Annotated in this window: 17 protein-coding genes; 13 read left to right on the forward strand and 4 right to left on the reverse strand. The window is 66.6% G+C overall.

Annotated features, from left to right (window positions below; translation table 11 throughout):
• Positions 1-174 precede the first annotated feature (174 nt).
• The 10 genes from oah (at position 175) to IPI67_31325 (ending at position 11891) form a co-directional block, all read left to right on the forward strand.
• Positions 175-1293 carry a 6-oxocyclohex-1-ene-1-carbonyl-CoA hydratase gene (gene oah / locus IPI67_31280; protein MBK7584656.1) on the forward strand — a complete coding sequence of 373 codons (1119 nt, stop codon included), beginning with the start codon at positions 175-177 and terminating at the stop codon, positions 1291-1293.
• Positions 1290-2072 carry an enoyl-CoA hydratase/isomerase family protein gene (locus tag IPI67_31285; GenBank protein MBK7584657.1) on the forward strand — a complete coding sequence of 261 codons (783 nt, stop codon included), beginning with the start codon at positions 1290-1292 and terminating at the stop codon, positions 2070-2072. The genes oah and IPI67_31285 overlap by 4 nt, the downstream gene beginning before the upstream one ends.
• Positions 2069-2737: a TetR family transcriptional regulator gene (locus IPI67_31290; GenBank protein ID MBK7584658.1), complete on the forward strand. Its 669-nt coding sequence runs from the start codon at positions 2069-2071 to the stop codon at positions 2735-2737. The genes IPI67_31285 and IPI67_31290 overlap by 4 nt, the downstream gene beginning before the upstream one ends.
• Positions 2734-3939, forward strand: a complete 1206-nt coding sequence (gene bcrC, locus IPI67_31295) for a benzoyl-CoA reductase subunit C (GenBank protein MBK7584659.1) — start codon at positions 2734-2736, stop codon at positions 3937-3939. Before IPI67_31290 ends, bcrC begins: the two co-directional genes overlap by 4 nt.
• Positions 3936-5255, forward strand: a complete 1320-nt coding sequence (gene bcrB, locus IPI67_31300) for a benzoyl-CoA reductase subunit B (GenBank protein ID MBK7584660.1) — start codon at positions 3936-3938, stop codon at positions 5253-5255. The genes bcrC and bcrB overlap by 4 nt, the downstream gene beginning before the upstream one ends.
• Positions 5252-6643 carry a benzoyl-CoA reductase subunit A gene (locus tag IPI67_31305; protein MBK7584661.1) on the forward strand — a complete coding sequence of 464 codons (1392 nt, stop codon included), beginning with the start codon at positions 5252-5254 and terminating at the stop codon, positions 6641-6643. Before bcrB ends, IPI67_31305 begins: the two co-directional genes overlap by 4 nt.
• 13 nt (positions 6644-6656) lie before the next feature.
• Positions 6657-7550: a benzoyl-CoA reductase subunit D gene (locus IPI67_31310; GenBank protein MBK7584662.1), complete on the forward strand. Its 894-nt coding sequence runs from the start codon at positions 6657-6659 to the stop codon at positions 7548-7550.
• Positions 7551-7732: 182 nt separating this feature from the next.
• Positions 7733-8224, forward strand: a complete 492-nt coding sequence (locus IPI67_31315) for a GNAT family N-acetyltransferase (GenBank protein ID MBK7584663.1) — start codon at positions 7733-7735, stop codon at positions 8222-8224.
• Between the two features lie 648 nt (positions 8225-8872).
• Positions 8873-9997 carry a hypothetical protein gene (locus tag IPI67_31320; protein ID MBK7584664.1) on the forward strand — a complete coding sequence of 375 codons (1125 nt, stop codon included), beginning with the start codon at positions 8873-8875 and terminating at the stop codon, positions 9995-9997.
• Between the two features lie 265 nt (positions 9998-10262).
• The gene (locus IPI67_31325) at positions 10263-11891 is read left to right on the forward strand and encodes a PAS domain-containing protein (GenBank protein ID MBK7584665.1); all 1629 of its coding nucleotides are present in this window, start codon (positions 10263-10265) and stop codon (positions 11889-11891) included.
• 8 nt (positions 11892-11899) lie between these two features.
• Here the strand turns inward: IPI67_31325 and IPI67_31330 are convergent, their stop codons facing one another.
• A complete protein-coding gene (locus IPI67_31330) occupies positions 11900-13069 on the reverse strand; it encodes an EAL domain-containing protein (GenBank protein MBK7584666.1) in 1170 nt (389 codons plus the stop codon).
• Positions 13070-13119: 50 nt separating this feature from the next.
• Here IPI67_31330 and IPI67_31335 point away from each other — a divergent pair, with 50 nt between their 5' ends.
• On the forward strand, positions 13120-14346 hold the full coding sequence (locus IPI67_31335; GenBank protein ID MBK7584667.1) for a cysteine desulfurase-like protein: 1227 nt from the start codon (positions 13120-13122) through the stop codon (positions 14344-14346).
• A gap of 78 nt (positions 14347-14424) precedes the next feature.
• Here the strand turns inward: IPI67_31335 and IPI67_31340 are convergent, their stop codons facing one another.
• Positions 14425-15840 carry a sigma-54-dependent Fis family transcriptional regulator gene (locus IPI67_31340; GenBank protein MBK7584668.1) on the reverse strand — a complete coding sequence of 472 codons (1416 nt, stop codon included), beginning with the start codon at positions 15838-15840 and terminating at the stop codon, positions 14425-14427.
• 74 nt (positions 15841-15914) lie between these two features.
• Here IPI67_31340 and IPI67_31345 point away from each other — a divergent pair, with 74 nt between their 5' ends.
• Complete coding sequence (locus IPI67_31345) at positions 15915-17093, forward strand: ATP-binding protein (protein ID MBK7584669.1); 1179 nt, start codon at positions 15915-15917, stop codon at positions 17091-17093.
• 16 nt (positions 17094-17109) lie between these two features.
• Here the strand turns inward: IPI67_31345 and IPI67_31350 are convergent, their stop codons facing one another.
• Entirely contained in the window at positions 17110-18060 is a 951-nt protein-coding gene (locus IPI67_31350) for a hypothetical protein (protein ID MBK7584670.1), read from the reverse strand.
• Positions 18057-20339 carry a TonB family protein gene (locus IPI67_31355; protein ID MBK7584671.1) on the reverse strand — a complete coding sequence of 761 codons (2283 nt, stop codon included), beginning with the start codon at positions 20337-20339 and terminating at the stop codon, positions 18057-18059. Before IPI67_31355 ends, IPI67_31350 begins: the two co-directional genes overlap by 4 nt.
• 445 nt (positions 20340-20784) lie before the next feature.
• Here IPI67_31355 and IPI67_31360 point away from each other — a divergent pair, with 445 nt between their 5' ends.
• Positions 20785-21519, forward strand: a complete 735-nt coding sequence (locus IPI67_31360) for a MotA/TolQ/ExbB proton channel family protein (GenBank protein ID MBK7584672.1) — start codon at positions 20785-20787, stop codon at positions 21517-21519.
• Positions 21520-21521: the final 2 nt, after the last annotated feature.

A 21521-nucleotide genomic window follows, 5' to 3' on the forward strand; every position in this document is an offset into this window, starting at 1 on the left:
TCCGAGGTCGGAGGTTTTGTAAGGAACCACTTCAACCGTCTTGCCCAAGTCAGATCACGATCGGAACAGAGAGAAGACCAGAAAATCCGGCGAGGCCGGCGGCGGCACCTGGATGCCGGGAACTGACGCCAAGCCCCACCAGATGGAACGGTGCAGAAGAAAGAAGAAATCCCCATGACCCAACTCCTCAGCCACGACATCCTCCCCGGCTACGAGTTCCGCCACATCAAGTACGAGCAGCGTCCCGTGCTCGACGACAAGGGCAAGGCCATCGACGGCTTGCACCAGGTGTGGATCTCGCTCGACAACGAGAAGCAGCTGAACAGCTACACCACCGCCGCGGTGAAGGAGGTCATCCTGGCGTTCCGCCGGGCGAGCTGTGACCGCGCCGCCACCAACGTGGTGTTCACCGCCGTCGGCGACCGCGCGTTCTGCACCGGTGGCAACACCGAGGAGTACGCGACCTACTACTCGAACCGACCCCTCGAGTACCTGCAATACATGCGGCTCTTCAACGACATGGTCACCAACATCCTGATCTGCGACAAGCCCGTGATCTGCCGCGTGAACGGCATGCGCATCGGCGGCGGACAGGAGATCGGCATGGCCTGCGATTTTTCCGTCGCCGGCGACCACGCCCGCTTCGGACAGGCCGGCCCCAAACACGGGTCGGCGCCCGACGGCGGCTCGACGGATTTTCTCGACATCTACGTCGGCTTCTCCCGCGCAGTGGAGAGCCTCGTCTTGTGTGAGCCCTGGAGCGCGCACAAGGCCCTGCGCATCGGCCTCGTGAACGAGATCGCCCCGACCCACAAGAGCGCCGACGGCAGCTTCATCCCGAACCCGTTTGCCGTGACGGATCGCTACCTCGACGACATGGGTCGCCTCGTCTACGGCGAGTGGAAAGAGGGCAAAGACAAGGACGCCGCCAAGGAGCTCGCGGGCAAATGCACCCTCGATCTGTCGCTGCTCGACAAGGCGGTCGATCAGCTGGCCACCAAGCTGCTCTACACCTTCCCGGACTGCACCCGGAAGACGCTGGAGAGCGCCCGCAAGAAGAAGCTCATGCACTGGCAGCAGAACAGCGAGAGCAACCGCTCGTGGCTGGCGCTCAACATGAACACCGAAGCGGCCGCCGGTTTCCCGGCCTTCCACTTCGGTGACCGCAACGAGCGTGACATCGATTTCGTGCTGATGCGCAAGCGCATGGCCGAAGGTTCGCGCTTCGATCGGCAGCTGATCAGCGACGTGCTGAAACCCTCGGCGCGGGCCGGCTGGGAGAAGAACCCGTGAGCTCGTTCGTCCGCTCGGAGCTGATGGAGGACGGCGCGCTCTTGCGCGTCGTCTTCGAACGCGACGCGGGCAATGTGCTCAGCGGCGCCGTCATGCGAGAGCTGGACGAAACGCTGAGCCAGCACGAGAGCGATGCACACCTGAAGCTCGTGACCATCGAGGGCGCCGGCAAACACTTCAGCTTTGGCGCCAGCGTCGAGGAGCACCAGAAAGATCAAGCCAAGGCCATGCTGGGGACCTTCCATGCGCTGATCCGGCGCATGGTCGGTTACCCGGTGCCGACCGCGGCGGTCGTGCGAGGGCGCTGTCTCGGCGGAGCGTTCGAGGTGGCCCTGGCCTGTCGCTTCGTGTTCGCGAGCGACCGCGCCATCTTCGCTTGCCCCGAGATCAAGCTCGGGGTGTTCCCGCCCGTGCTCGCGGCCCTCGGGCCCGGGCGCCTGGGGCACACCTGGACGGAACGACTGCTGCTCACTGGCAGCGAGCTCGACGCGACAACAGCCGAGCGCATCGGGTTCGCCACGAAGCTCGCCGCCGAAGGCGCCGACCCCTTCGCCGACGCCCTCGCCTGGTTCACCACCAATCTGAAGGAGCTCTCCGCCTACTCGCTGCGCCAATCCGTCGAGGCACTGCGCATCGGGTCGGACACGGCGGACGCGGTCGGCGACCGGCTCGCGCGGATCGAAGATCTCTACCTGGCGCGGCTGCTGGAGAGCCACGACGGCAACGCGGGCATCACCGCCTTCCTGGCCAAACAGAAGCCCGTCTGGAGGGACGCATGACCGAGCATCCGAGCGCGGGCATGACGGAGATCCTGGCCGCGGCGGCCCGCGCCTTCGCCGAGCACGGCTTCCACGGCATGAGCATGCGGGATCTGGCCAAGCTGACGAAGCGCGCGCCGGCCACCCTCTACAACTACGTCGATTGCAAGGAAGACCTGCTCTACCTGATCCAGCGCGACGCCTTCGACGAGATGCTGGCCGCCGCCCAAGACGCCCTCGACGGCCTCGACGACCCGAGTGAGCGCCTGCACGAGTTCGTCCTCAACCACGTGCGCTTCTTCGCGAACCGCCAGTACCTGATGCGCGTGCTGATCCACGAGGCCGCGGCGCTGCCTGCGTCGCGCCGCAACGAGATCCGCGATCGCAAGGAACGCTACTTCGCCATCGCCCGGGAGATCGTGGCCGCTGTGGCGGAGAGCCGCGGTGACGATCCGAACCCCCTCGACGTCGAGCGCAACACGTATTGCCTGTTCGGCATGCTGAACTGGACCTACGGCTGGTACGAGCCTCGGCGGCATGGCAGTCCCGAGGAGCTGGCCGAGACCATCGAGCGCGTCGCCAACTTCGGTGTGTCGGCGGCGGCAGCGCCGAAGGCCGCCCGCAAGAAACTTCGTTCCGATAACCCTGGCGCCCGTCACACGGTGCCCACCGGAGGTGTCCGTTGACCGAGCATGAATCCGACAAGAAAGAGACCGATCCCGCCGCCGCCGTCATCGAACGCGCGCGGCTGCTGGTCGACGACCTCAGGCTCGCCGAGGTGGTGCGCTGGAAGAAGAACCATCCCGGTCAGCTCGCCGTCGGTTACATGCCGATCTACGTGCCGCGCCCGATGCTCGAGGGCATCGGCGTGCTGCCCGTGGCGATGTTCGGCGGGGGCGATCAGGTCGACATCATCAAGGGCGACAGCTTCTATCAGTCGTACATCTGCCACATTCCCCGGAGCACGCTGGAGCTGGCGCTGAACGGCTCCCTCGACTCGCTCGACGGCGTGCTCTTCCCCAGCATCTGCGACGTGATCCGGAACCTCTCGGGCATGTGGCAGATGCTGTTCCCGGACAAATACGCGAGCTACGTGGATCTACCGCAGAACTTCGACCCGGAGCTGGGCGGCAAGTTCTACGTGAACGACATGACTCGCATCCTCGGCGACCTCACGGCCCGCGGCGCCTGGAAATACGACGCCGACAAGATGCGGGCCGCCATTGTCGCGGAGAACGCCCGGCGCCGGGCCCTCGCCGAGCTCGACACGATGCGCATCAAGGAGCCCTTCCGGGTGCGCGCTTCGGAGGCCTACCTGATCGCCCGCGCCGGCAGCAACCTCGAGGCCGCGGAGCACGAGAAGCTGGTGCGCGAGTTCGTCGCGGCAGCTCGGGAGCGCGCGCCCCGCGTCTACGACAACGTACGAGTGCTCGTGCGCGGGTCGTTCTGCGAGCAGCCTCCCCTCGGGCTCATCAAGACCCTGGAAGCCGCGGGTTGTGACATCGTCGACGACGATTTCCAGCTGGGCCTGCGCTACATCGACGGCGACATCGAGTGCGGCCCGAGCGAGGACCCGATGCGAGCCATCGCGATGGCGTTCCTGAAACGCGGTCAGGCGACGGCCTCCCGCTACATTGCCGACGAGGAGAAGGGCCGTGCGCTCATCAACAGCGTGCAAGCCGTCGAGGCCGAAGGCGTGATCTTCGCCGCCGCCTCGTTCTGTGACCCGGCGCTGCTCGATCAGCCGATGCTCGAAGCCGCCCTCGACCGCGCGAACATTCCACACACCAGCCTGAAATTTGCAGAAAACACCGGACAATTCCAAGTGATCCGGGAACAAGCCGGAGCCTTCTCGGACGCCGTGAAGCTCTGGGGGAGCGCAGCATGACCACCCCGACCCCGACGCACATCGCAAGACCCCGCCAAGTCGACGCCGAGGCCGCGAAGGACGACAGCCAGCTTCGTCAGAAGACGATGATCGCCAACCACTTCGACAAACTCTCGACCGCCAACGAGGACGGCCGCAAGGTTGCCTACACCTTCGTACCGGGGAACTTGACGGAGCTGATGCTGGCTCTGGACATGCTGCCGGTGCTGCCGGAGATCAACGCGCTGCAGAGCGGCATGCGCAAACTGAGCGGCAACTACATCACCGAGGCGGAGAAGCTCGGTCACAGCGAGGACGTGTGCACCTACGTCAAGTGCGACATCGGCATGATGAAGAGCGGCAACATCGGCCCCACCGGGACGAAGCTGCCAAACCCCGACATCTTGCTGCTCTCGTACACCGGTTGCTTCACCTTCATGAAGTGGTTCGAGCTCCTGAAGGAAGAGTACAAGTGCCCGGTCGCGATGCTGCATGTGCCCTACCAGGGTGACGGGCACATAACGAAGGAGATGCGCACCTACGTCATCGACCAGCTCGAGCGCGAGGTCATCCCGGCGCTGGAGAAGGCGGCAGGCAAGAAGCTCGATCTCGACCGGCTGTCGGAGCTGTTGGAGCGGTCGAAGAAGGCCGAAGACGATCTGGTCGCGGTGTGGGAGAGCGCGCAGAACACGCCCTCGCCCATCGACGGCTACTTCGGTGGGGTCTACTACATTGGCCCGATCTTCAGCGCCTTCCGCGGCACTCAAGATGCGTGCGACTACTACGCGATGCTGCGCCGCGAGGTGGAGCAGCGAGTGAAAGAGGGCAAGGGCCCGGTCACGCCGGACGGCGACGCCCCGGAGGAGAAGTACCGCCTGGTGGTGGAAGGTCCGCCCAACTGGACCAACTTCTTCGACTTCTGGCGCATGTTCAGCCGCGAGGGCGCGACCGTCGTGTCGAGCACGTACACCCGCGTCGGCGGCCTCTACGACACCGGCTTCCGCCACGACCCGAAGGATCCCATCGGCACGCTCGCCGACTACTGCCTCGGTTGTTACACGAACCTGAACCTGCCGATGCGCACCAAGCTGCTCGCCAGCTACATCGAGAAGTACAAGGCGGACGGGTTTTTGATCAACAGCGTGAAGAGCTGCAACAGCTTCAGCGCCGGGCAGCTCTTGATGCTGCGAGAGCTCGAGCGGAAGACCGGCGTACCGGGTGGTTTCATCGAGAGTGATCTGGTGGACCCGCGCTACTTCGGCAAGGCCAACATCGAGAACCGTGTCCAGAGCTACCTGCAGATGCTGGAAGCTCGCAAAGCGAGGGCCAGCGCATGAGAGTCGTCGTCGGCGTCGATCTGGGCTCCACCACCACGAAGGCCATCTTGCTCGATGAAGAGCGGCGCATCGTGGGCAAGGGCATCACCAACAGCCGCTCGAACTACGAGGTGGCGTGTGCCGTCGCGCGGGAGGAGGCGCTGACCGCCGCCCGCTTCACCATGCTCGAACGCGCGCTCGTGGAGCGTGAGGCCGAGCTGGGCGGGGATCCCCGGGCGCGGGAGCACGCGCTGCGCGAGGCGTTCCGGCTCGAGACGTACCTCGACGAGCTGGGTGATCTGCACGAAGAGATGCAGAAGGTGCTGAAGAGCCTGTCGTTCATCAGCGATCGGCAGAAGCTGTTGCCTGCCATCAAGGACGTCCTCGAGTCGATGGAGAGTGAAGCCAACCGGCTCTTCGGCGAGGGTGGCGGACGCAAGAGCGACTTCTTCCGGGATCTCGCCTCGAGCAGCTACATGAGCGCCGCGGAGCGCGTCGCGGCGGCCAGCAATGGACTCGTGAACTACGAGCGCCTGACCGGCGTGTTCGACCGCGCGATCCTCGACGTCGAGACCCGGCTCAAGAGCCGCGATTTCGGCACGACGCTCCGCAAGGCCGCGCGGCGCATGACCGCCGAAGATCAGAGCCGCGCCGGCAAGGCGTTGCTCGAAGCAGTCGAGAGCGCGGCGACCCAGGACATCGAAGAGATGTCCTTCGTCGGCACGGGCTATGGGCGGCAGACGCTCCCCTTCCCCAAACAAGCCGTGAAGAGCGAGATCTTGTGCCACGGGCGCGGAGCGCACCGGGTGTTTCCGGGCACGCGCACGGTGCTCGACATCGGCGGGCAGGACACCAAGGCCATTCAGGTCGACGGCCACGGTGTCGTGACCAGCTTCCAGATGAACGATCGCTGCGCGGCCGGTTGCGGGCGTTATCTCGGGTACATCGCCGACGAGCTGAACCTCGGTTTGCACGAGCTCGGACCGTTGGCGCTCGGAGCCAAGCGCGTGGTCAAGGTCAACAGCACCTGCACGGTGTTCGCCGGCGCCGAGCTGCGGGAGCGGCTGGGCCTCGGTGAACGGCGCGAGGACATCCTCGCGGGGTTGCACCGCTCGATCATGCTCAGGGCGATGTCACTCTTGGCGCGCTCGGGCGGCATCAGCAACGAGTTCACGTTCACGGGTGGCGTGTGCAAGAACCCGATGGCCACCAAGGTGCTGCGGGAGCTGGTGGACGAGAACTACGACAAACAGACGGTGCTGAACGCCCACCCCGACAGCATCTACATGGGCGCGCTCGGAGCTGCGCTCTTCGGTGTGGACGATCTGGAGGCGGGGCGCCCGGCGATTCTGCCGACGTTCGTGGAGAACCTTCGAGCCGGAGCCGCCGTCGCGGCCTCGGCAGAGTGAGGAGTCGAGGAAGATGGTAGCCCGTGAACATCTGACAATCGGCATCGACCCCGGCTCGAGCGCGGTCAAGGTCGCGATCTTGAGGAGCCGCGCCGGCAGCGACGGCACGCTGCTCGCCCAGGTGGTGCAGCGCATCCGGCGGCGCAAGGTCGCGGACGTGGTGAGCGCCGCCTTCGAAGAGGCCTGCGGCGCCGCGGGGGTGAAGGCCAAGGACTTCGACTACATCGCGTCGACCGGCGACGGCGACGCGGTGACCTTCCGCACCGGTCACTTCTACAGCATGACGACGCACGCTCGCGGCGCGTTGTTTCTGGATCCGACGGCCCGCGCGGCCCTCGACATCGGCGGCCTGCACGCTCGCGGCCTGCGCATGAACGAGGACGGGCGGGTGATGTCGCACCGCATGACGAGCCAGTGTGCGAGCGGCAGCGGTCAGTTCCTGGAGAACATCGCGCGTTACCTGGGCGTGCCGCTGGACGACGTGGGCGAGCTCAGCAAAAAGAGCGAGAGCCCGGAGAAGGTGTCGAGCATCTGCGCGGTGCTCGCGGAGACGGACGTGATCAACATGGTGGCGCGGGGCATCAGCACCTCGGACATCTTGAAGGGCATTCACCTGAGCATCGGCGGACGCCTGGTGCAGCTCCTGCGCGCGGTCGGCGCCGAGGGCAACGTGGTGGTGACCGGCGGGCTGTCGCGCGACGTGGGCATGGTGGCGGCGGTGGAGCAGATCTTCGCCGAGGAGAAGACCAAGAAGAGCCCGCGCAAGCACGCCGAGATCGTGATCAAGACGTTCCCCGAGGGGATCTTGGCGGGCGCCATCGGCGCCGGGTTGCTCGGCGCGTACCGCTACGAGCAGCTGGAGCGAAAAGGGCGCGCGGCGGCGGTGCTGGCGCAAGCGCAGGCGTGAGGGACCCTTTGATGATCCGCAACTGGCCACGCCGCGCGACCATCGCGACCTGCACCGCAGCCATGCGCCGGCCTCGCCGGTATTCAACGTGGGGCTCCGCCCCACACCCCGCGTGGGGACCCCAACCCCACGCCGCTACTACTCCATCCCGTCGAAGATGATCCGCCCAGGAGGCCAGTGACATGCAAGAGCTCAATCCCCAGCCCGGAACCCTCGAGACCGATCACGTGGAGGTGCGGAACCTGCGCGCCGAAGATCTCGACTGGATCATCCGCGTGGACTCGCAGCACAGCGGCAAGCAGCGGCGCGAGTATTACAAGGTGAAGCTGGCCGAGGTCGCGAAGGACACCGGCATCAAGATCTCGCTCGCGGCCTTCATCAAGGGCGAACCCGCCGGTTTCCTGATGGGCCGCCTCTACTACGGCGAGTTCGGCCAACCCGAACCCATCGCGAGCCTCGACTCCCTCGGCGTCTCCACCGTCTTCGCCGGCCAACACGTAGGCGCCGCGCTGATGCGCCAGCTCGAGATGAATTTGGCGGCGCTCGGCATCGAGCGCCTGCAGACGCAGATCGAGTGGGACCAGGTGGATCTGATCAAGTTCTTTCAGCGAGCGGGCTTTGAGCCGGCGGCGAGGATTTGTTTGGAGAAGGTGGTGCGGCGGCCGGTGGGGTGAGGGAGACGCGTTGGCTTCGGCTGTTCACCGACTCGCTGCGCGGCGCGCAGCCGCGCAGCGCCGAAGGTGGTGCCGGAAGAGGGAGCGGCACCGTGAGGAGGCGATCGGAGCTGCCTGACCGGGACCGCTTGGACCTCGCAGTCTGAGCCTCCGCCCGGCGCGCAATTCTACCCGAGCACGAGCCGCGCTCGATGGGGGGGCGCGCTTCTCGGAAAGTACTTGTCATGCCAACTATCTCACGGGCGCGCAGGACGTCCAACGGCCAGCCCGGGTCGTGCGAAGCCGGACGGTGCGCAATCGACAACGTCGTCCCGAGGAGCTTCGGGCTGGGCTCGCTGATCAAGCGAACGTACTTGGGACGGGAGCCTGGGGCCTCAGCAACGCAGGAGAGCGCGTTTTTCGAGCGTTTGGGGCCTATGGGTTTGGACGCGACACCGAGTCCGAGCTCAGTTCAGTCGCAGTCTTCATCCTCTTCGTTGAGCCTTACCTCCCATCCGGCCGATCGCTGGTCCGCTGCGGACTGCCAACGGGCAGTTGGCGTCGCGGAGCGCGAGTTGGCGGTAGCGACGCAGCGCCCCGCCCCGATCTCGCGGGAATAGTTGCGGCTCGCTGCTTGCAAGGGTCGGGTCGAGCGTCACGGAGGTCCGCATGAAGTCGAAGGTCTTGGTCATGGGGCTCGGTCTGTTCGTCACGTGCTGCGCTGGGCCCGACGCCGAAGAGGCGGCGCATTCCGAGCAGTCCCACCTCGAGGTGCCGTGCACACTCGACGATCCGCCATCCGGCCCAGGATCGAGCCCGATGGGCCTGGCAGAGCAGGGCGCCAACGAGGTTTACGCGGTGTGGCCGAATGGAAGGATCCCTTACGTCATCGACCCGTCGCTCGACGCCGCCAGCAAGGGCTCGGTCTTGCAGGCGATGAGCAACTGGCAGACGAAGACCCAGTCTCGGGTTCGCTTCGAGCCGGCCAAGCCCAGCGACAGTCCACGTCTCATCGTCGCTGCCGGTGCCGTTCCGATCACCAATCATGTCGGATACAGGGCCGGATCGAACTCGAGGGTGACGTTGGCAAAGTCGAGCTCGATGCCGCTGGCGCTCCACGAGCTCGGGCACGTGCTCGGCCTGAATCACGAACAGCGGCGCGCCGATCGCGACAAGTACATCCTGGTCAAGTTGGAGAACATCGCCGACAAGCCCGGATGCGCCAACCAGTTCAAGATCTGCAAGAACTGCGTCCCGGTGCACGAGTACAACATCGACTCCGTGATGCAATACGACAGCAACGATCTCAGCCTGTGCCACCCGAACGGGCCCGTGCTCTTGCGCAAAGACGGGAGCAAGATCAGTCACGTCTGGAAGCTGACGCCCGGTGACGTCTCCGCCATCTACGAGCTCTACGGTCCACCACTCGGAGGCACGGGCGCGGGCGGCGCAGCGAGCGGCGGCGGCGCAGCGGGCGCGAGCGGCGCCGCGGGCGCGAGCGGCGTGGCGGGCAGCGGCGGCGGGGCAGCCGGCGGCGCGGCAGGCTCAGGCGGCGCGGCAGGCGGGAACGCCCCGGGCAGCGCCGGTGGTCACGGCGTCGAGGTCCGCGACCTGCCGGACGAAGAGGTCGGCAACGGCGCGACCGCCGAGGAGAACGCCAGCTGTGGCGTCGGGCGCCGAACGCCAGACCGCGACGCGGGCTGGCCGGCCCTCGCGCTCGTCGCGTTGGGGCTCTCGCTCACCCAACGAGCCAAGGGCGCGCGGCGTGACCTCGGCGAGCTGGGCCGTCAATGAGCTGCGCCGGTCGCGGCAAGCCCGGGGCTGGCGGCGGCAAACGCCCATACGTTCGCACTCGCGGCGACGCCGAAATGGCTCCCGCGAGATTCATGAAGAGCGGCTCCGCTGCGGTCGGGATCCAACGACCCGGACAGAGCTCACGCCAGGTCGCCCGCGGCGAGCCACGTCGCGCTCTGCATGCGGCGATTTCTTCGCGCGCCGACTAGAAGCGGATGACCGCCCGCTCCGCGCGACGTCGCGGGATCTGCTAGGGTTGACGGTGATGTCCGACGAAGGCACGGCGGCAGAGCTCGAGGCTCTGCGCGCGGAGATCGTCGAGTTACGGCGCAGGCTGGAGTTTGCTCAGTGCGCGGTCGATGCGCTGCCCTTCCCCATCTTCTGGAAGGATCGGGACTCGATCTACGTGGGCGCCAATCGCGAGCAGGCGTCGCGCTCGGGCTTTCCTTCGGGCGAGTACGTGGTCGGCCTTTCGGACACCGACTTGCCGTGGACGCCAGAGCAAGCGGAGGCGTTCCGTGCCGATGACCGCAGGGTGATGACGAGCGGCGTGCCAGTCTCGCCCATCGTCGAGACGCAGCGGTTGCTCGACAAGGGTGAGCGGCTGTGTGAGACCCACAAATCCCCTTTGGTGGACGCCCAGGGGCACGTGATCGGCGTGGTCGGTTGGTACGAAGACGTGACCGAGCGTGAGGAGCAGCGTCGCGAGCAGCAGTTGCTCGACGAGCGGTTGCTCCGCGCTCACAAGCAGGACTCGCTCGGCACGCTGGCCGGCGGCATCGCCCACGACTTCAACAACATATTGGCCTCCATCATGGCCAACCTGTGGTTGGTGCAGGCGGCGCTGCCCACCGATCACCCGGCGACCGAGAGCCTCGAGGACATCCAGCGGGCGGGGCTCCGCGCAAAACGCCTGGTCGAACAGCTCACTGCGCTCAAGCAGAGGCAACCCCAGAAGCTCGGTCCGGTGTCGCTCGGGGCAGTGGCGCTCGACGCGAGCCGGCTCATCCGCGCGATGCTGCCGGCGGGAGTCGAGCTCACCACCCAGCTGGACCCTACGACGCCAACGGTCCTGGCCGATGCTGGGCAGCTGCACCAGGTCGTGATCAACCTCTGCACGAACGCCTGGCTTGCGATCCAAGACCGGCCCATGAGCGCGCCGCGGATCGAGCTCGAGGTGTCCGCGCGCGCTCTCGACTCTGCAATGGTTGCGAAGTTGCCCGGAGAGCTCACACCGGGAGTTCATGTCGTGCTGAGTGTTTCCGACAATGGCGTCGGCATGGACGTGGCGACGCAGCGGCGAATCTTCGAGCCTTTCTTCACGACCCGCGAGGTCGGCGCCGGGACGGGCCTCGGACTCTCCGTCGTGCAGGGCATCGTTGCCGCGCATCGCGGCGCGGTGGAGGTCGAGAGCACGCCTGGGTGTGGCACGACCTTGCGGGTGTTCTTCCCGCAGTCGGCCGAGCTCGCGCCTCGGTCGGTGGTGCCCAGCCGGCGGCTCTCCTCGCGGCCACCTACCGGAGAAAAACACGTGCTCTACGTCGACGACGATCTCGCGGTCTTGCGCGCTGCCGCTCGTCTGTTGGGAAGAGAGGGTTGTCGCACGACCGTGTTCTCGGACCCACGCGAAGCCGCCGACGCGCTTCGAAAACAACCGTGCGAGTTCGATCTGCTGGCTGTCGACTTCAGCATGCCGCACCTTTCGGGGCTCGATCTTGCGCGTATCGCCGGGGAGGTCAGCCCCGAGCTCCCGGTGATCTTGGTCTCCGGCTACGTCACCGCGGACCTGCGTCGGGAAGCCGAGAGCCTGGGCGTGGTTCGGGTACTCAACAAGGTCGATGTGGCCACCGAGCTGTGGGACACCGTTCGAGGGTTGCTCGCTCTGGACCGATAACCCTGACTTCAGCCCGTTGTTCCGAGTCCGCGCGCGGGCTTTCCCAGCAAGTAGCCCTGCATGTAGTTGCAACCCAAGCGAGCCACGCAGTCCCGCTCCGCGACGGTCTCGATGCCTTCGGCGACGACCGCGATCTCCGTGGCGCGCGCGAGCTCGACCAGGCTCTTGATCACACTCTGGCGCATGAACGACTCGTTCACGTTGCGCACGAGCGCCATGTCGATCTTGACCAGATCTGGTTCGAGCAAGACGAGGCTGTTGAGACCGGAGTAACCGGCTCCAAGATCGTCGACGGCGATCCGAAACCCGAGGTTCCGCAGCCTCAACAGGCGCAAGCCGATGTCGGCGACGTCCTCGATCTGCTGGCGCTCCGTCACCTCGAGCACGACGCTCTCTGCGACCATTCCGAGCGGGGACGCCGCATCGAACAGCTCGTCGTCGAGCAGGTCGGACACATGCAGGTTTACGAACAACGAGAGGTTTGCCGGCAGCGTGAGGGCCACCTCGGCCGCCTTCGAACGCACACGGCGGCCCAGTGCCTGCAGCCGATCCGCGTCAGCCGCCGCGGCGAGCAGGAGATCGGGGCGGGAGAGCGACGCATGGTCGCTGCGCAACAGCGCCTCGTAACCGAACAACTGGCCGCGCGTCGCGTGAATCGGCTGGAGGGCGAGCCACATCTGGCTCAAGGCGTCGTCGACCAGCGCCGCGGACGGGGCCGGTGGTGCCTGCGCCGGCCGCAACGACTCGGCGCGCTCGATGCCCTTGCGCACCGCGCGCAAGAGAACCGGGGGCTCGACGGGCTTGAGCAAGTACTCGGTCGACCTCAGCGCCACGGCTTCGATCGCGGTCTCGAGGCTGCCCTGGCCTGTCACCAGAATGACCGGGACCTCGGCGTCGTACGAACGTACGACCGAGAGCAGATCGGTGCCGGAGATCTTCGGCATGTTGATGTCACTGACGATCGCGTCGAAGCGCTGGGAGACGACCTCCAGGGCAGCGTCGGTCGGATCGGTCCTGACGATCGCGGTGAACCCGGCGGACTCGAGGACCTTGCCGTACGCCTTCGCCACGTCCTCGTCGTCGTCGATGACGAGCACCGTGGGTTTGTCGCCCGCGGCGGCCTGCCGTGCATGGCCGGCCCGCTCGGTGGCGGGGGGCTTGTAGTTCGGCGCCGACATCCTGTCAGGATACAACCAACAGCGGCGTTTGTGTGGGATAAGCAGGCTTGATGGTGCAACTCGATTTGTCGCGAGTCCGCGCCGCGTTTCCGGCGCTGGCAGGCGAGACGGTATTTCTGGATAACGCCGGTGGCTCGCAGTGCCTTGGCGCGGTTGCCGACGCGGTGCGCGAGCACCTGCTGGAACGGAACGTTCAGCTTGGAGCAAGCTACGCGGTCTCGGAGGCCGCCTCGGCTCATGTGCTCGAGGGCCGCCGAGCGATCGCCCGGCTGGTCTCGGCCGCCGACGACCGACAGGTCGTGCTCGGTTCGTCCACGACTCAGCTGCTCGCGAACCTGGCGCTCGCCATGTCGCCGGGACTGAGAGCGGGCGACGAGATCGTGGTGACCGACGCGGATCACGAGGCGAACATCGGACCGTTTCGGCGGCTTGCGACCCGCGGTGTCGTGATCCGAGAATGGCGGCTCGACCGCGCCTCCCAGACCCTCTCCGTCGAGGACCTCGAGCCTTTGCTCGGCCCGCGAACGCGGCTGGTGTGCATGACCCATTGCTCGAACGTGCTCGGGACCATCCACGACGTGCGGGAGGTTGCGCAGCGTGTGCACGCGGCGGGCGCACGCCTCCTGGTCGATGGGGTCGCCTATGCGCCGCACCGTCGACTCGACCTGCCCGCCTTCGAAGCGGACTACTACGCGTTCAGCCTTTACAAAGTCTACGGACCCCACCTCGCCGCGCTGGTCGCGCCGGTCAGGCATCTCGAAGAGCTCGCGAACATCAACCACGAGTTCTTGGCCGATCAGCTCCCTTACAAGCTGCAACCCGGCAACGTCTGTTTCGAGCTCGTTGCGTCGCTCCCGGCAGTGGAGGCGTACCTGCTCGAGCTTGGGGGCGGAGTCGGCGCCGGGACGTATGCGGAGGCACTCGAGCGGACCTACGCGGCGGTGGCTGCCCACGAGGCGGCGCTCGCCGAACAACTGTTGGCGTTCCTGCGTTCACGTGGCGACGTGACGTTGCTCGGTGAATCGAGCGCGGACGCCTCCCTGCGCGTGCCGACCATCAGCTTCGTCCCGCAAGCGCGGGATCCCGAGAGTGTAGTGCGCGCAGTTGACGCATCCGGCATCGGCATTCGGCACGGTGACTTCTACGCACGGCGGCTCATCGACGTGCTCGGACTGCGCGCGCGGGGCGGGGTCGTCCGCGTCTCGATGGTGCACTACAACACTCCGGCGGAGGTCGAGCAGGTGGTCGCAGCGCTGGAGGGTGCGCTGGCGGGGTGAGCGTGCTGCATGCGTCGCGCTGGAGTGCGCCGCCGGACGAACACGTGTCCAGCGCGCGGCGGCGCGCCTCGCCGAGGCTCAGCTCTTGGGTTTGCGCTCGAGCTCGATGCCGAGGCGCTCCATGCGTCGATACAGCGCCTGACGGCTGAGACCGAGCTCCGCCGCCGCTCGGGCCACGACCCCTTGAGCGCGGACGAGGCTCTCCTCGATCGTACGGCGCTCGGCTTGTGACAGCGGATCGCTCGTGCTCGGTGCGGCATCGCGCTGCGGCGCGGGCTCCGACGCCGAGCGGGTCAGGTCCAGGTCGGCCGCGCCGATGGCGCGGGACTGGCACACCAGAAGCGCCCGCTGGATCCGGTTCTCGAGCTCGCGGACGTTGCCCGGCCAGTCGTGCGCCTCGAGGGCGGCGATGGCGTCCGCACCGAGCTCCGGAGGGGGCTCGCTCTCGTCTCGTCGGGCGCTCGCGTGCAGCTGCACGAAGTGCCGAGCCAGCGGCAGCACGTCCTCGACGCGTTCACAGAGGGGTGGGACACGGACCTCGATCACGTTCAGGCGGAAGAAGAGATCCTCCCTGAAGCTGCCGGCAGCGATGGCGGCGCGCAAATCGGTGTTAGTCGCACTCACCACGCGCACGTCGGCGTTGCGCGTCGTCGAGCTGCCGACACGTTCGAACTCGCCGCTCTGCAGCACCCGCAGCAGCTTCATTTGTCCCGCGACGGAGAGATTGCCTATCTCGTCGAGAAAGAGCGTGCCGCCATGGGCCGCCTCGAACCGACCCAAGCGTAGCTTGGTGGAGCCCGTGAAGGCCCCCGCCTCGGCTCCGAACAACTCCGCCTCCAGGAGCTGTTCCGGCAGGGCTCCCGTGTTGACCTTGACCAACGGATGCCCGCGTCGCGGTGAGTTGGCGTGGATGATCTCCGCGATCTTCTCCTTGCCCGCACCATTGGCTCCGGTCACGAGCACGGGAACGTCAGCGCGCGCCACCTGCACCGCCAGCGACACCGCTTGGTGCATGGTCGTGCTCCGGTAGAGCAAGCCACATAGCTCGAACTTCTGCGCGAGCCCGGCTCGCTCGCGCGCTGCTCGACCGCGGAGGCGTGCGTTTTCTTCCCCGATTGCGCGCATGCGCAGCAGGTTCTGGACGCTGAGCACCAGCTTGGCGTCGTCCCAGGGTTTTCCCAGGTAGTCGGCGGCGCCTTCCCTCACCAGCTCGACGGCCGTTTGCAGCGAAGTCCAGGCGGTCATGAGCACCACGGGTAGCTCGGGGTCCAGGCCGCGGATCTTGCGAAAGAGATCGATGCCGTCTGCGCCGCTGGTCGAGCTCGCAGCCAGGTTCATGTCCTGCACGACCACACCGATGTCGGCCGTGCGCACCGCTTCGAGCGCCGCCTCCGCCGTGGGCACCGCGAGAACTTCGAGCCCATGCAGGTCGAACAGCAACGACAGCGCGGTTCGCACTGCTTCTTGGTCATCGACGACGAGGACCTTCGCCACGGTAGTCCCAGTCTAGTTCAGTTGACGCGCTAGCGCGCAACTGCCGTACACTGGTTTCTAGAGGGCACACCGTCATGATGCTGCCGTTCAACCTGCTCCCCATGCTGGTCGCCGTGATCGTGGCAGGCGCGCTCGGCATCGCGGCCCGACCGCTGCACGAGGCGCTCGGCGCCGGCGCCGTAGTCGGCTTGCTGGTCGCGGTCCTCTCGAGGCGTGGTACGACGCCGCCGGCGACGCTCGCAGCGAGCGTCGCGGATCTGAATCCGGACGCGCTGGTGCTGTACTCGGACACCGGCAGGATTCGCTACGCAAACGGCGCGGCGAGGGACCTGTTCTTCGAGGGGACCGACCCAGCCGGACAGAACTTCTTGCGTTTGGCTGGGCGAGCGCCGGCGGCCTTGTCTCAGGCCTTGTTGGATGGGTCGGATCGTCTGTTCACTTTCGAGGTCGAGCAGCAGACGGAGACCTTTCACTTGAGCCGGTGCGCCTACGACCTCGATGGCCAGGAGGTCACGCTCTTGGTGGTCAGGAACCTGACGCGGGAGATCTCGCGCCGCGAGGTGTCGACACTCAAGAACGTCGTGCGAGTCATCAGCCACGAGGTCAACAATTCCCTCGCACCCATCGCATCACTGGTCAATTCCGCGCGGCTGATCGCCGAGCGGCCCGAGCACGCGGCCAAGCTCGCGTCCGTCTTCGACACCATCGAAGAGCGAACCAAACACCTGCACGCATTCCTGGAGGGTTATTCCGGACTCGCCCGCCTGCCCGTGCCGCAGCCGCGGAATGTCGAGTGGGGCAGCTTTCTGCAGCACCTGAAGGAGCTCTACCCGGAGATTTCTTTGCCCGAGCCCAGCGCCGCCCCGGGCTACTTCGATGCCACACAGCTGGAGCAGGTGCTGATCAACCTGATCAAGAACGCCGTCGAAGCGGGGAGTCCGAAGGCGGACGTCGAGCTTCGCGTCAGGGAAGAGCTCGACGGCTCTACCCGCATTCAGCTGGCGGACCGAGGTCCAGGTTTCACCGAGGAATCGCTCAAGAGTGCCTTCATGCCGTTCTACACCACCAAAACAAAAGGCAGTGGGATGGGACACGCCCTCTCGCGGGAGATCGTCCATGCCCACGGCGGCACGATCAGTCTCGCCAATCGCGAGGGCGGCGGGGCGCAGGTGACCATCATCTTGCCGGGCACCAAACCGCCGGATGGGCGGCTGGCGCGTTCACGCACCAAGCTCACCCTGTCCCGCGCTTGAGGCCTCGCTTCGCGGCTCAAAGCACCTGAACCTGTCGCGAGGTCCAGGAGTTGCCGCCGCGGTTGTCCCGAGCGACGAACCACATCGTGTGGGTCTGGCCCGAAGCGGCCCTGCGGGCAACCCAGCGGTTGTTTGGCGATTCGTCGGTACGCGCGTCGAACTCGAAGGTGCCTTCGGTCGCGTAGTACTGAATGACGACCTGCTCCTCGAAATCGCGCCCGAGCTCGTCGTGACCGGACTCTGCCGAACCGGGGGTGAGGGCGACCGACACACGGTGACGCTCCCCTCCGTCGCAGTCGTCCAGCTTGTTGGGGTTGTTCTTGCAGGGGCGCACGATCTTGACCTCGGTGTCGGGCCACGGCGCTCCGTCCCAGTTCACCTGCTCGATGCCGGGGTTTTGGTTCCTGTCCGTGCGGCGCAAGAAGATGCGCTTGACCGCCACGGCCCAGCGCTCGTACGGAAGCTCTGCATTGGTCCCCGCTTCGTTGCAGCGGAAGGACAACTCCCCGCTGCTCAGCGTGGCCGGGTCCCGTTCGGAGAGCGTGCCAGGGCAAGCCAGCGTCACGACGCCGACGATTGCGTTCCCGAGCGCCGAGTCCGGCACGCCGTCGAGCGCAGTCGTGGGAATGCTCGTGTCGATCTCGTCGAGCCCGACTCCCTGCTGTGCCGCCGGGCTCTGCCCGCTGCTCAGCGCGTCCGCCGCGATCTTCTGCAAGCAGCCGATCGGCGAGGGGTCGCTCGGGTTGTTGCAGGTCATCCAAGTCAAGCTCACGGGCCGCCCGAAGGGCTCATGGTAGAGCACTCGCAAGTGAACTTGTTCTCCGGGCGCAGCGAACGGCGCGTCGGCCTGGACGGCGATCAGTCGGAAGTCCGTGACTCGGGAGCCGGGGTCGAAGTCGTCACCGCACGCCGCCAAAGTCATTGCCAAGAGGCCCATCAGGCCCGAAATCCAGCTCCTGTTGATCACAGCTCACCTCGCAATCCGACGATCGGAAGAATGGGCAGTCCGGCAATCGCGTCGGACCGCGAGTAGTTGTAGTTGTAGGAACGCCCTTCGGGGTTCTTGCGGTTGTAAGCGTTCTGCACGTCCACGTAGGTGCTGAGCTTCCAGCTGGTGAACGTCCAGGTCTTCTCGGCGCGCACGTCGAGCGTGTGGTACGCGGCTGTGCGCCCGGAGTACTTGCCGGCGTAGCTCGGCTGGTAGGCGCCTGCGTCCGCGTCGTACACCGCGGCTTCTATCGGGGTGTACGGGGTGCCGCTCGTGTAGCGCCAGCGCGCGCCGAGGCTCCACCCGCGACCAAGCTGGTAGCTCCCAAGGGCCGTGAGGATGTGAGTTTGGTCCCACTGACTGAGGTGAGTGGGCTCGGAATCGGCGGAGCGCAGCTCGCTGCGCGACAGCGTATACGCCACCCAGCCGAAGAAACGCTCGTCGGCCTTGTAGCGCAGCAGCAGCTCACCGCCGAAGGCCCGCCCGGACCCGGTGTTCTGGTACGACCGACCGCTGGCCTTCGTCGCATCCGGGCGTTCGGCCACGAGATCAGTCATGCGCCGATAGAAACCGTCGAGTGACAACTCGACGCTGCGCGAGAGCTCCTGCTCGAAGCCGAGACCGTAGTGCACCGCGCGCTCGTGAGAGATCGAGGAGCTGCCGAAGGGTTCGATGCTCTGGTAGGGCTGGGGCGGCTGATGATAGAGGCCAAGGCCTCCCTTGATGGTGGTGCGGGGGAAGCCCGACGCGACGTCCCAGCGCGCGGACAGGCGCGGGCTCACGCGAGTTTGGCCGATGTCGCTGGTGTAGTCAGCGCGCACGCCGGGCATGAGCTTCAGGCCCGGCGTGGGCGACACTTCGAGCATGGCGTAAGCGGCGGGCAGGAAGCGGGTGGTGCTGGTCCTGAGCGCGTTGTAGGGCTGCGCGAACATTGGCCCGGGGCTGTCGCCATACTCCTGAATTGCCGGGCCGAAGTAGTCGGCGTCCGTCTCCATCCAGAGCATGTCGAGGCCGCCGATCAACTTCAGACCCGTCGTCAGCGGGATCCTCAGGTCGGAGCGCACCGCAACCGGCTTGTACGTCAGATCCAGCCGCGCCGCGCCGACGTCGAATTTGTGGTTGTCGCGACCGACCGAGACGGTGTTGAGCCAACGCGAGCTCTCGCCGAAGTGGGTGTCGGTGCGGAGTTGCACGCGCTGGCTGCTGAGCGATTCGCCGAAGTTCCCGCCGAACGCCGGGTCCTTCGGGTCGGGTGCGTTGAGCACAAAACGCATGCGGTCGTCGGAACCGAAGAAGGTGACGCGCGCCGTCGTGTTCTTGGTCACGTCGTGCTCAACCATCGCCTGATAGTCGTAGTAGACCGGCGCGGTGGAGACGCCGACGCCGCCGCCTTTCTCGAGCACGGAGCCGATCCAGGCGTCGATCCACGAGCGTCGCCCCGCGAAGAGCACGCGGGTCTTCGAGCCGATTGGGGCTTCGGCCAGCACTCGACCGTCGAGCAGATCGAGCTGCAACATGCCGTGAAAGCGGTCCTTCTTGGGCGAGCGAAGACCAATGTCGACGATGCCGCCGACGGCGCGGCCGTACTCCGGGCCGAAGTTTCCAGGCACGAAGTCGATGCGCTCGAGAAGCTCGGACGGCAGTACCGAGGTGAGCCCGCCGAAGTGATAGGCGATGGGGATCGAGGTGCCGTCGACGAAGACCGCCGAGTCCTCGGGTCCTGTGCCCCGCACCAAGAGCACACCCATGCCACCCGGTGCGCGCGCCACGCCCGGCAGGCTCTCCACCGACCGCAACGCATCTCCGTTCGTCCCCGGCATGCGCGTCACTTCTTTGCGGTCGAGCTCATGGTGGGTGACCTCACGAGCCGGGCGCGCTCCGACGATCTCGACCTCGGTCGTGGGCAGGTCGCTCGGCGGAGTGGTCACCGCGGCGGGCCGGGGTGACGGCTTGTTTGCGGGCTTGGGGGGAGGGGCCTTGGGTTGGGGCTTCGGCGGTTGATAGCTGAACTCGAGCCGGAAGGGGATGCGCGCCGGGATGGGCTGTCCACTCCTCGTGGCGGGCTTGAACCGGGTCCGTCGCGCCGCAGCAACGGCGGCGGCGTCGAACGCCGCGTTGGCGGACCGGGTGACCTCCACGTCGGTAACCGCGCCTTGCTCGTCGATCGACAGGCGGAGCTCGACGTGGGCGCTCGCGCCTGCCGCCGTTTCGGACTCGGGATACTCCGGCTCCACGCGCTCGACGAGCTCGGGTGCCACAAGCTTCTGCTCGGTTGCATCAGTGTCCGGCTGAGCCTCGACCCGAGTAGCAGCCGAGAGCGCGAAGCAAACAAGAGACAGTGCGAGAGCACTCATCGGGCGAAGCGAGCGGAGCGACATAGATCACCTTTGGTTGGCGGTAGGTCACGCGAGACGCGGGCGACGATTGCCGACGACACGCTTCAGCAAGCCGCGCGCCAACGTGAGGACCGCGGTGTGGGAAGCACGAAGTGAGTGCGAAACGCGCGGCGAACCGCCGAGGCCCGGAGCTCACGCGACGACGAAGCGGCCGCCGGACAGCGGACACGTGTCCGGCAGCGGGACGAGCGTCCGGCATGCGCGCCGGACACCCGGGGGAAAACCCGGGCAAACGCGGGGTCTGGACTCGAACCCCGGCTGGCACGCCGCGTGCGATGGCTGCCCGGTACCGAAGGAGATCATCACGATGAACATCGTCATTCGCGCCAAGGCCCTGATGCTTGCAATGGGGGCATCGCCGATCCTCTACTTGATGCTCGCGCTCAGCGTCGTGAGCTTGGCCATCATCATCGAGCGCGCGTGGTTCTTCTTCCGCTCGGCCGGAGACGTCGAGCGGCTCGCGAGTCAGCTGGACGCTCAGCTCACGGCGGGTAACGTCCACGCTGCTCGGCAGGAGCTCGCGAAGCAGGCATCGACTGAAGCCAGGGTCGTTTTGGCCGGGTTGATGAAGGCGGAGGACGGCGCCGAATCAGCAGCAGAGGCGATGGCGGGCGCGGGCTCGATGGAGCGCATGAAGCTCGAGCGAGGTCTGGCGTATCTGGGCACGTTGGGTAGCAACGCGCCCTTCATCGGGCTCCTGGGCACGGTGATTGGCATCGTCATGGCGTTCGAGCGTCTGAGCGAGGCGGGGCACGCCGCAGCGACCGCTGGAGCTTCGGCGGAGGTGATGGCGAGCATCGCCGAAGCGCTGGTGGCAACCGCCGTCGGCCTGGCCGTCGCGATTCCAGCCATTGTCGCGTTCAACTACTTCCAGCGGCGCATCAAGGCCATCAGCGTCAACACCGACGCCCTCGGTCGCGTGCTCCTCTCGTGGCTGAAGCGCAAGCGCGAAGGGCGTCCACTGGAGGTGGCTCCCCCTTCGTCCCGACGTCCGTCCCTGAGCCTGGCGCGCCCGACGCGTGCGGCCGGAAGTGAGGCGTGATC

It is taken from the genome of Myxococcales bacterium (genome assembly GCA_016706225.1).
GTDB lineage: Bacteria > Myxococcota_A > Polyangia > Polyangiales > Polyangiaceae > JADJKB01.

Coding starts and splice junctions, on each gene's coding strand:
- IPI67_31360 (MBK7584672.1), top strand. CDS start 20,785: ATGAACATCGTCATTCGCGCCAAGGCCCTGATGCTTGCAATGGGGGCA.
- bcrB (MBK7584660.1), top strand. CDS start 3,936: ATGACCACCCCGACCCCGACGCACATCGCAAGACCCCGCCAAGTCGAC.
- IPI67_31345 (MBK7584669.1), top strand. CDS start 15,915: ATGATGCTGCCGTTCAACCTGCTCCCCATGCTGGTCGCCGTGATCGTG.
- IPI67_31290 (MBK7584658.1), top strand. CDS start 2,069: ATGACCGAGCATCCGAGCGCGGGCATGACGGAGATCCTGGCCGCGGCG.
- IPI67_31305 (MBK7584661.1), top strand. CDS start 5,252: ATGAGAGTCGTCGTCGGCGTCGATCTGGGCTCCACCACCACGAAGGCC.
- IPI67_31315 (MBK7584663.1), top strand. CDS start 7,733: ATGCAAGAGCTCAATCCCCAGCCCGGAACCCTCGAGACCGATCACGTG.
- IPI67_31325 (MBK7584665.1), top strand. CDS start 10,263: ATGTCCGACGAAGGCACGGCGGCAGAGCTCGAGGCTCTGCGCGCGGAG.
- oah (MBK7584656.1), top strand. CDS start 175: ATGACCCAACTCCTCAGCCACGACATCCTCCCCGGCTACGAGTTCCGC.
- IPI67_31330 (MBK7584666.1), bottom strand. CDS start 13,069: ATGTCGGCGCCGAACTACAAGCCCCCCGCCACCGAGCGGGCCGGCCAT.
- IPI67_31310 (MBK7584662.1), top strand. CDS start 6,657: ATGGTAGCCCGTGAACATCTGACAATCGGCATCGACCCCGGCTCGAGC.
- IPI67_31335 (MBK7584667.1), top strand. CDS start 13,120: ATGGTGCAACTCGATTTGTCGCGAGTCCGCGCCGCGTTTCCGGCGCTG.
- IPI67_31320 (MBK7584664.1), top strand. CDS start 8,873: ATGAAGTCGAAGGTCTTGGTCATGGGGCTCGGTCTGTTCGTCACGTGC.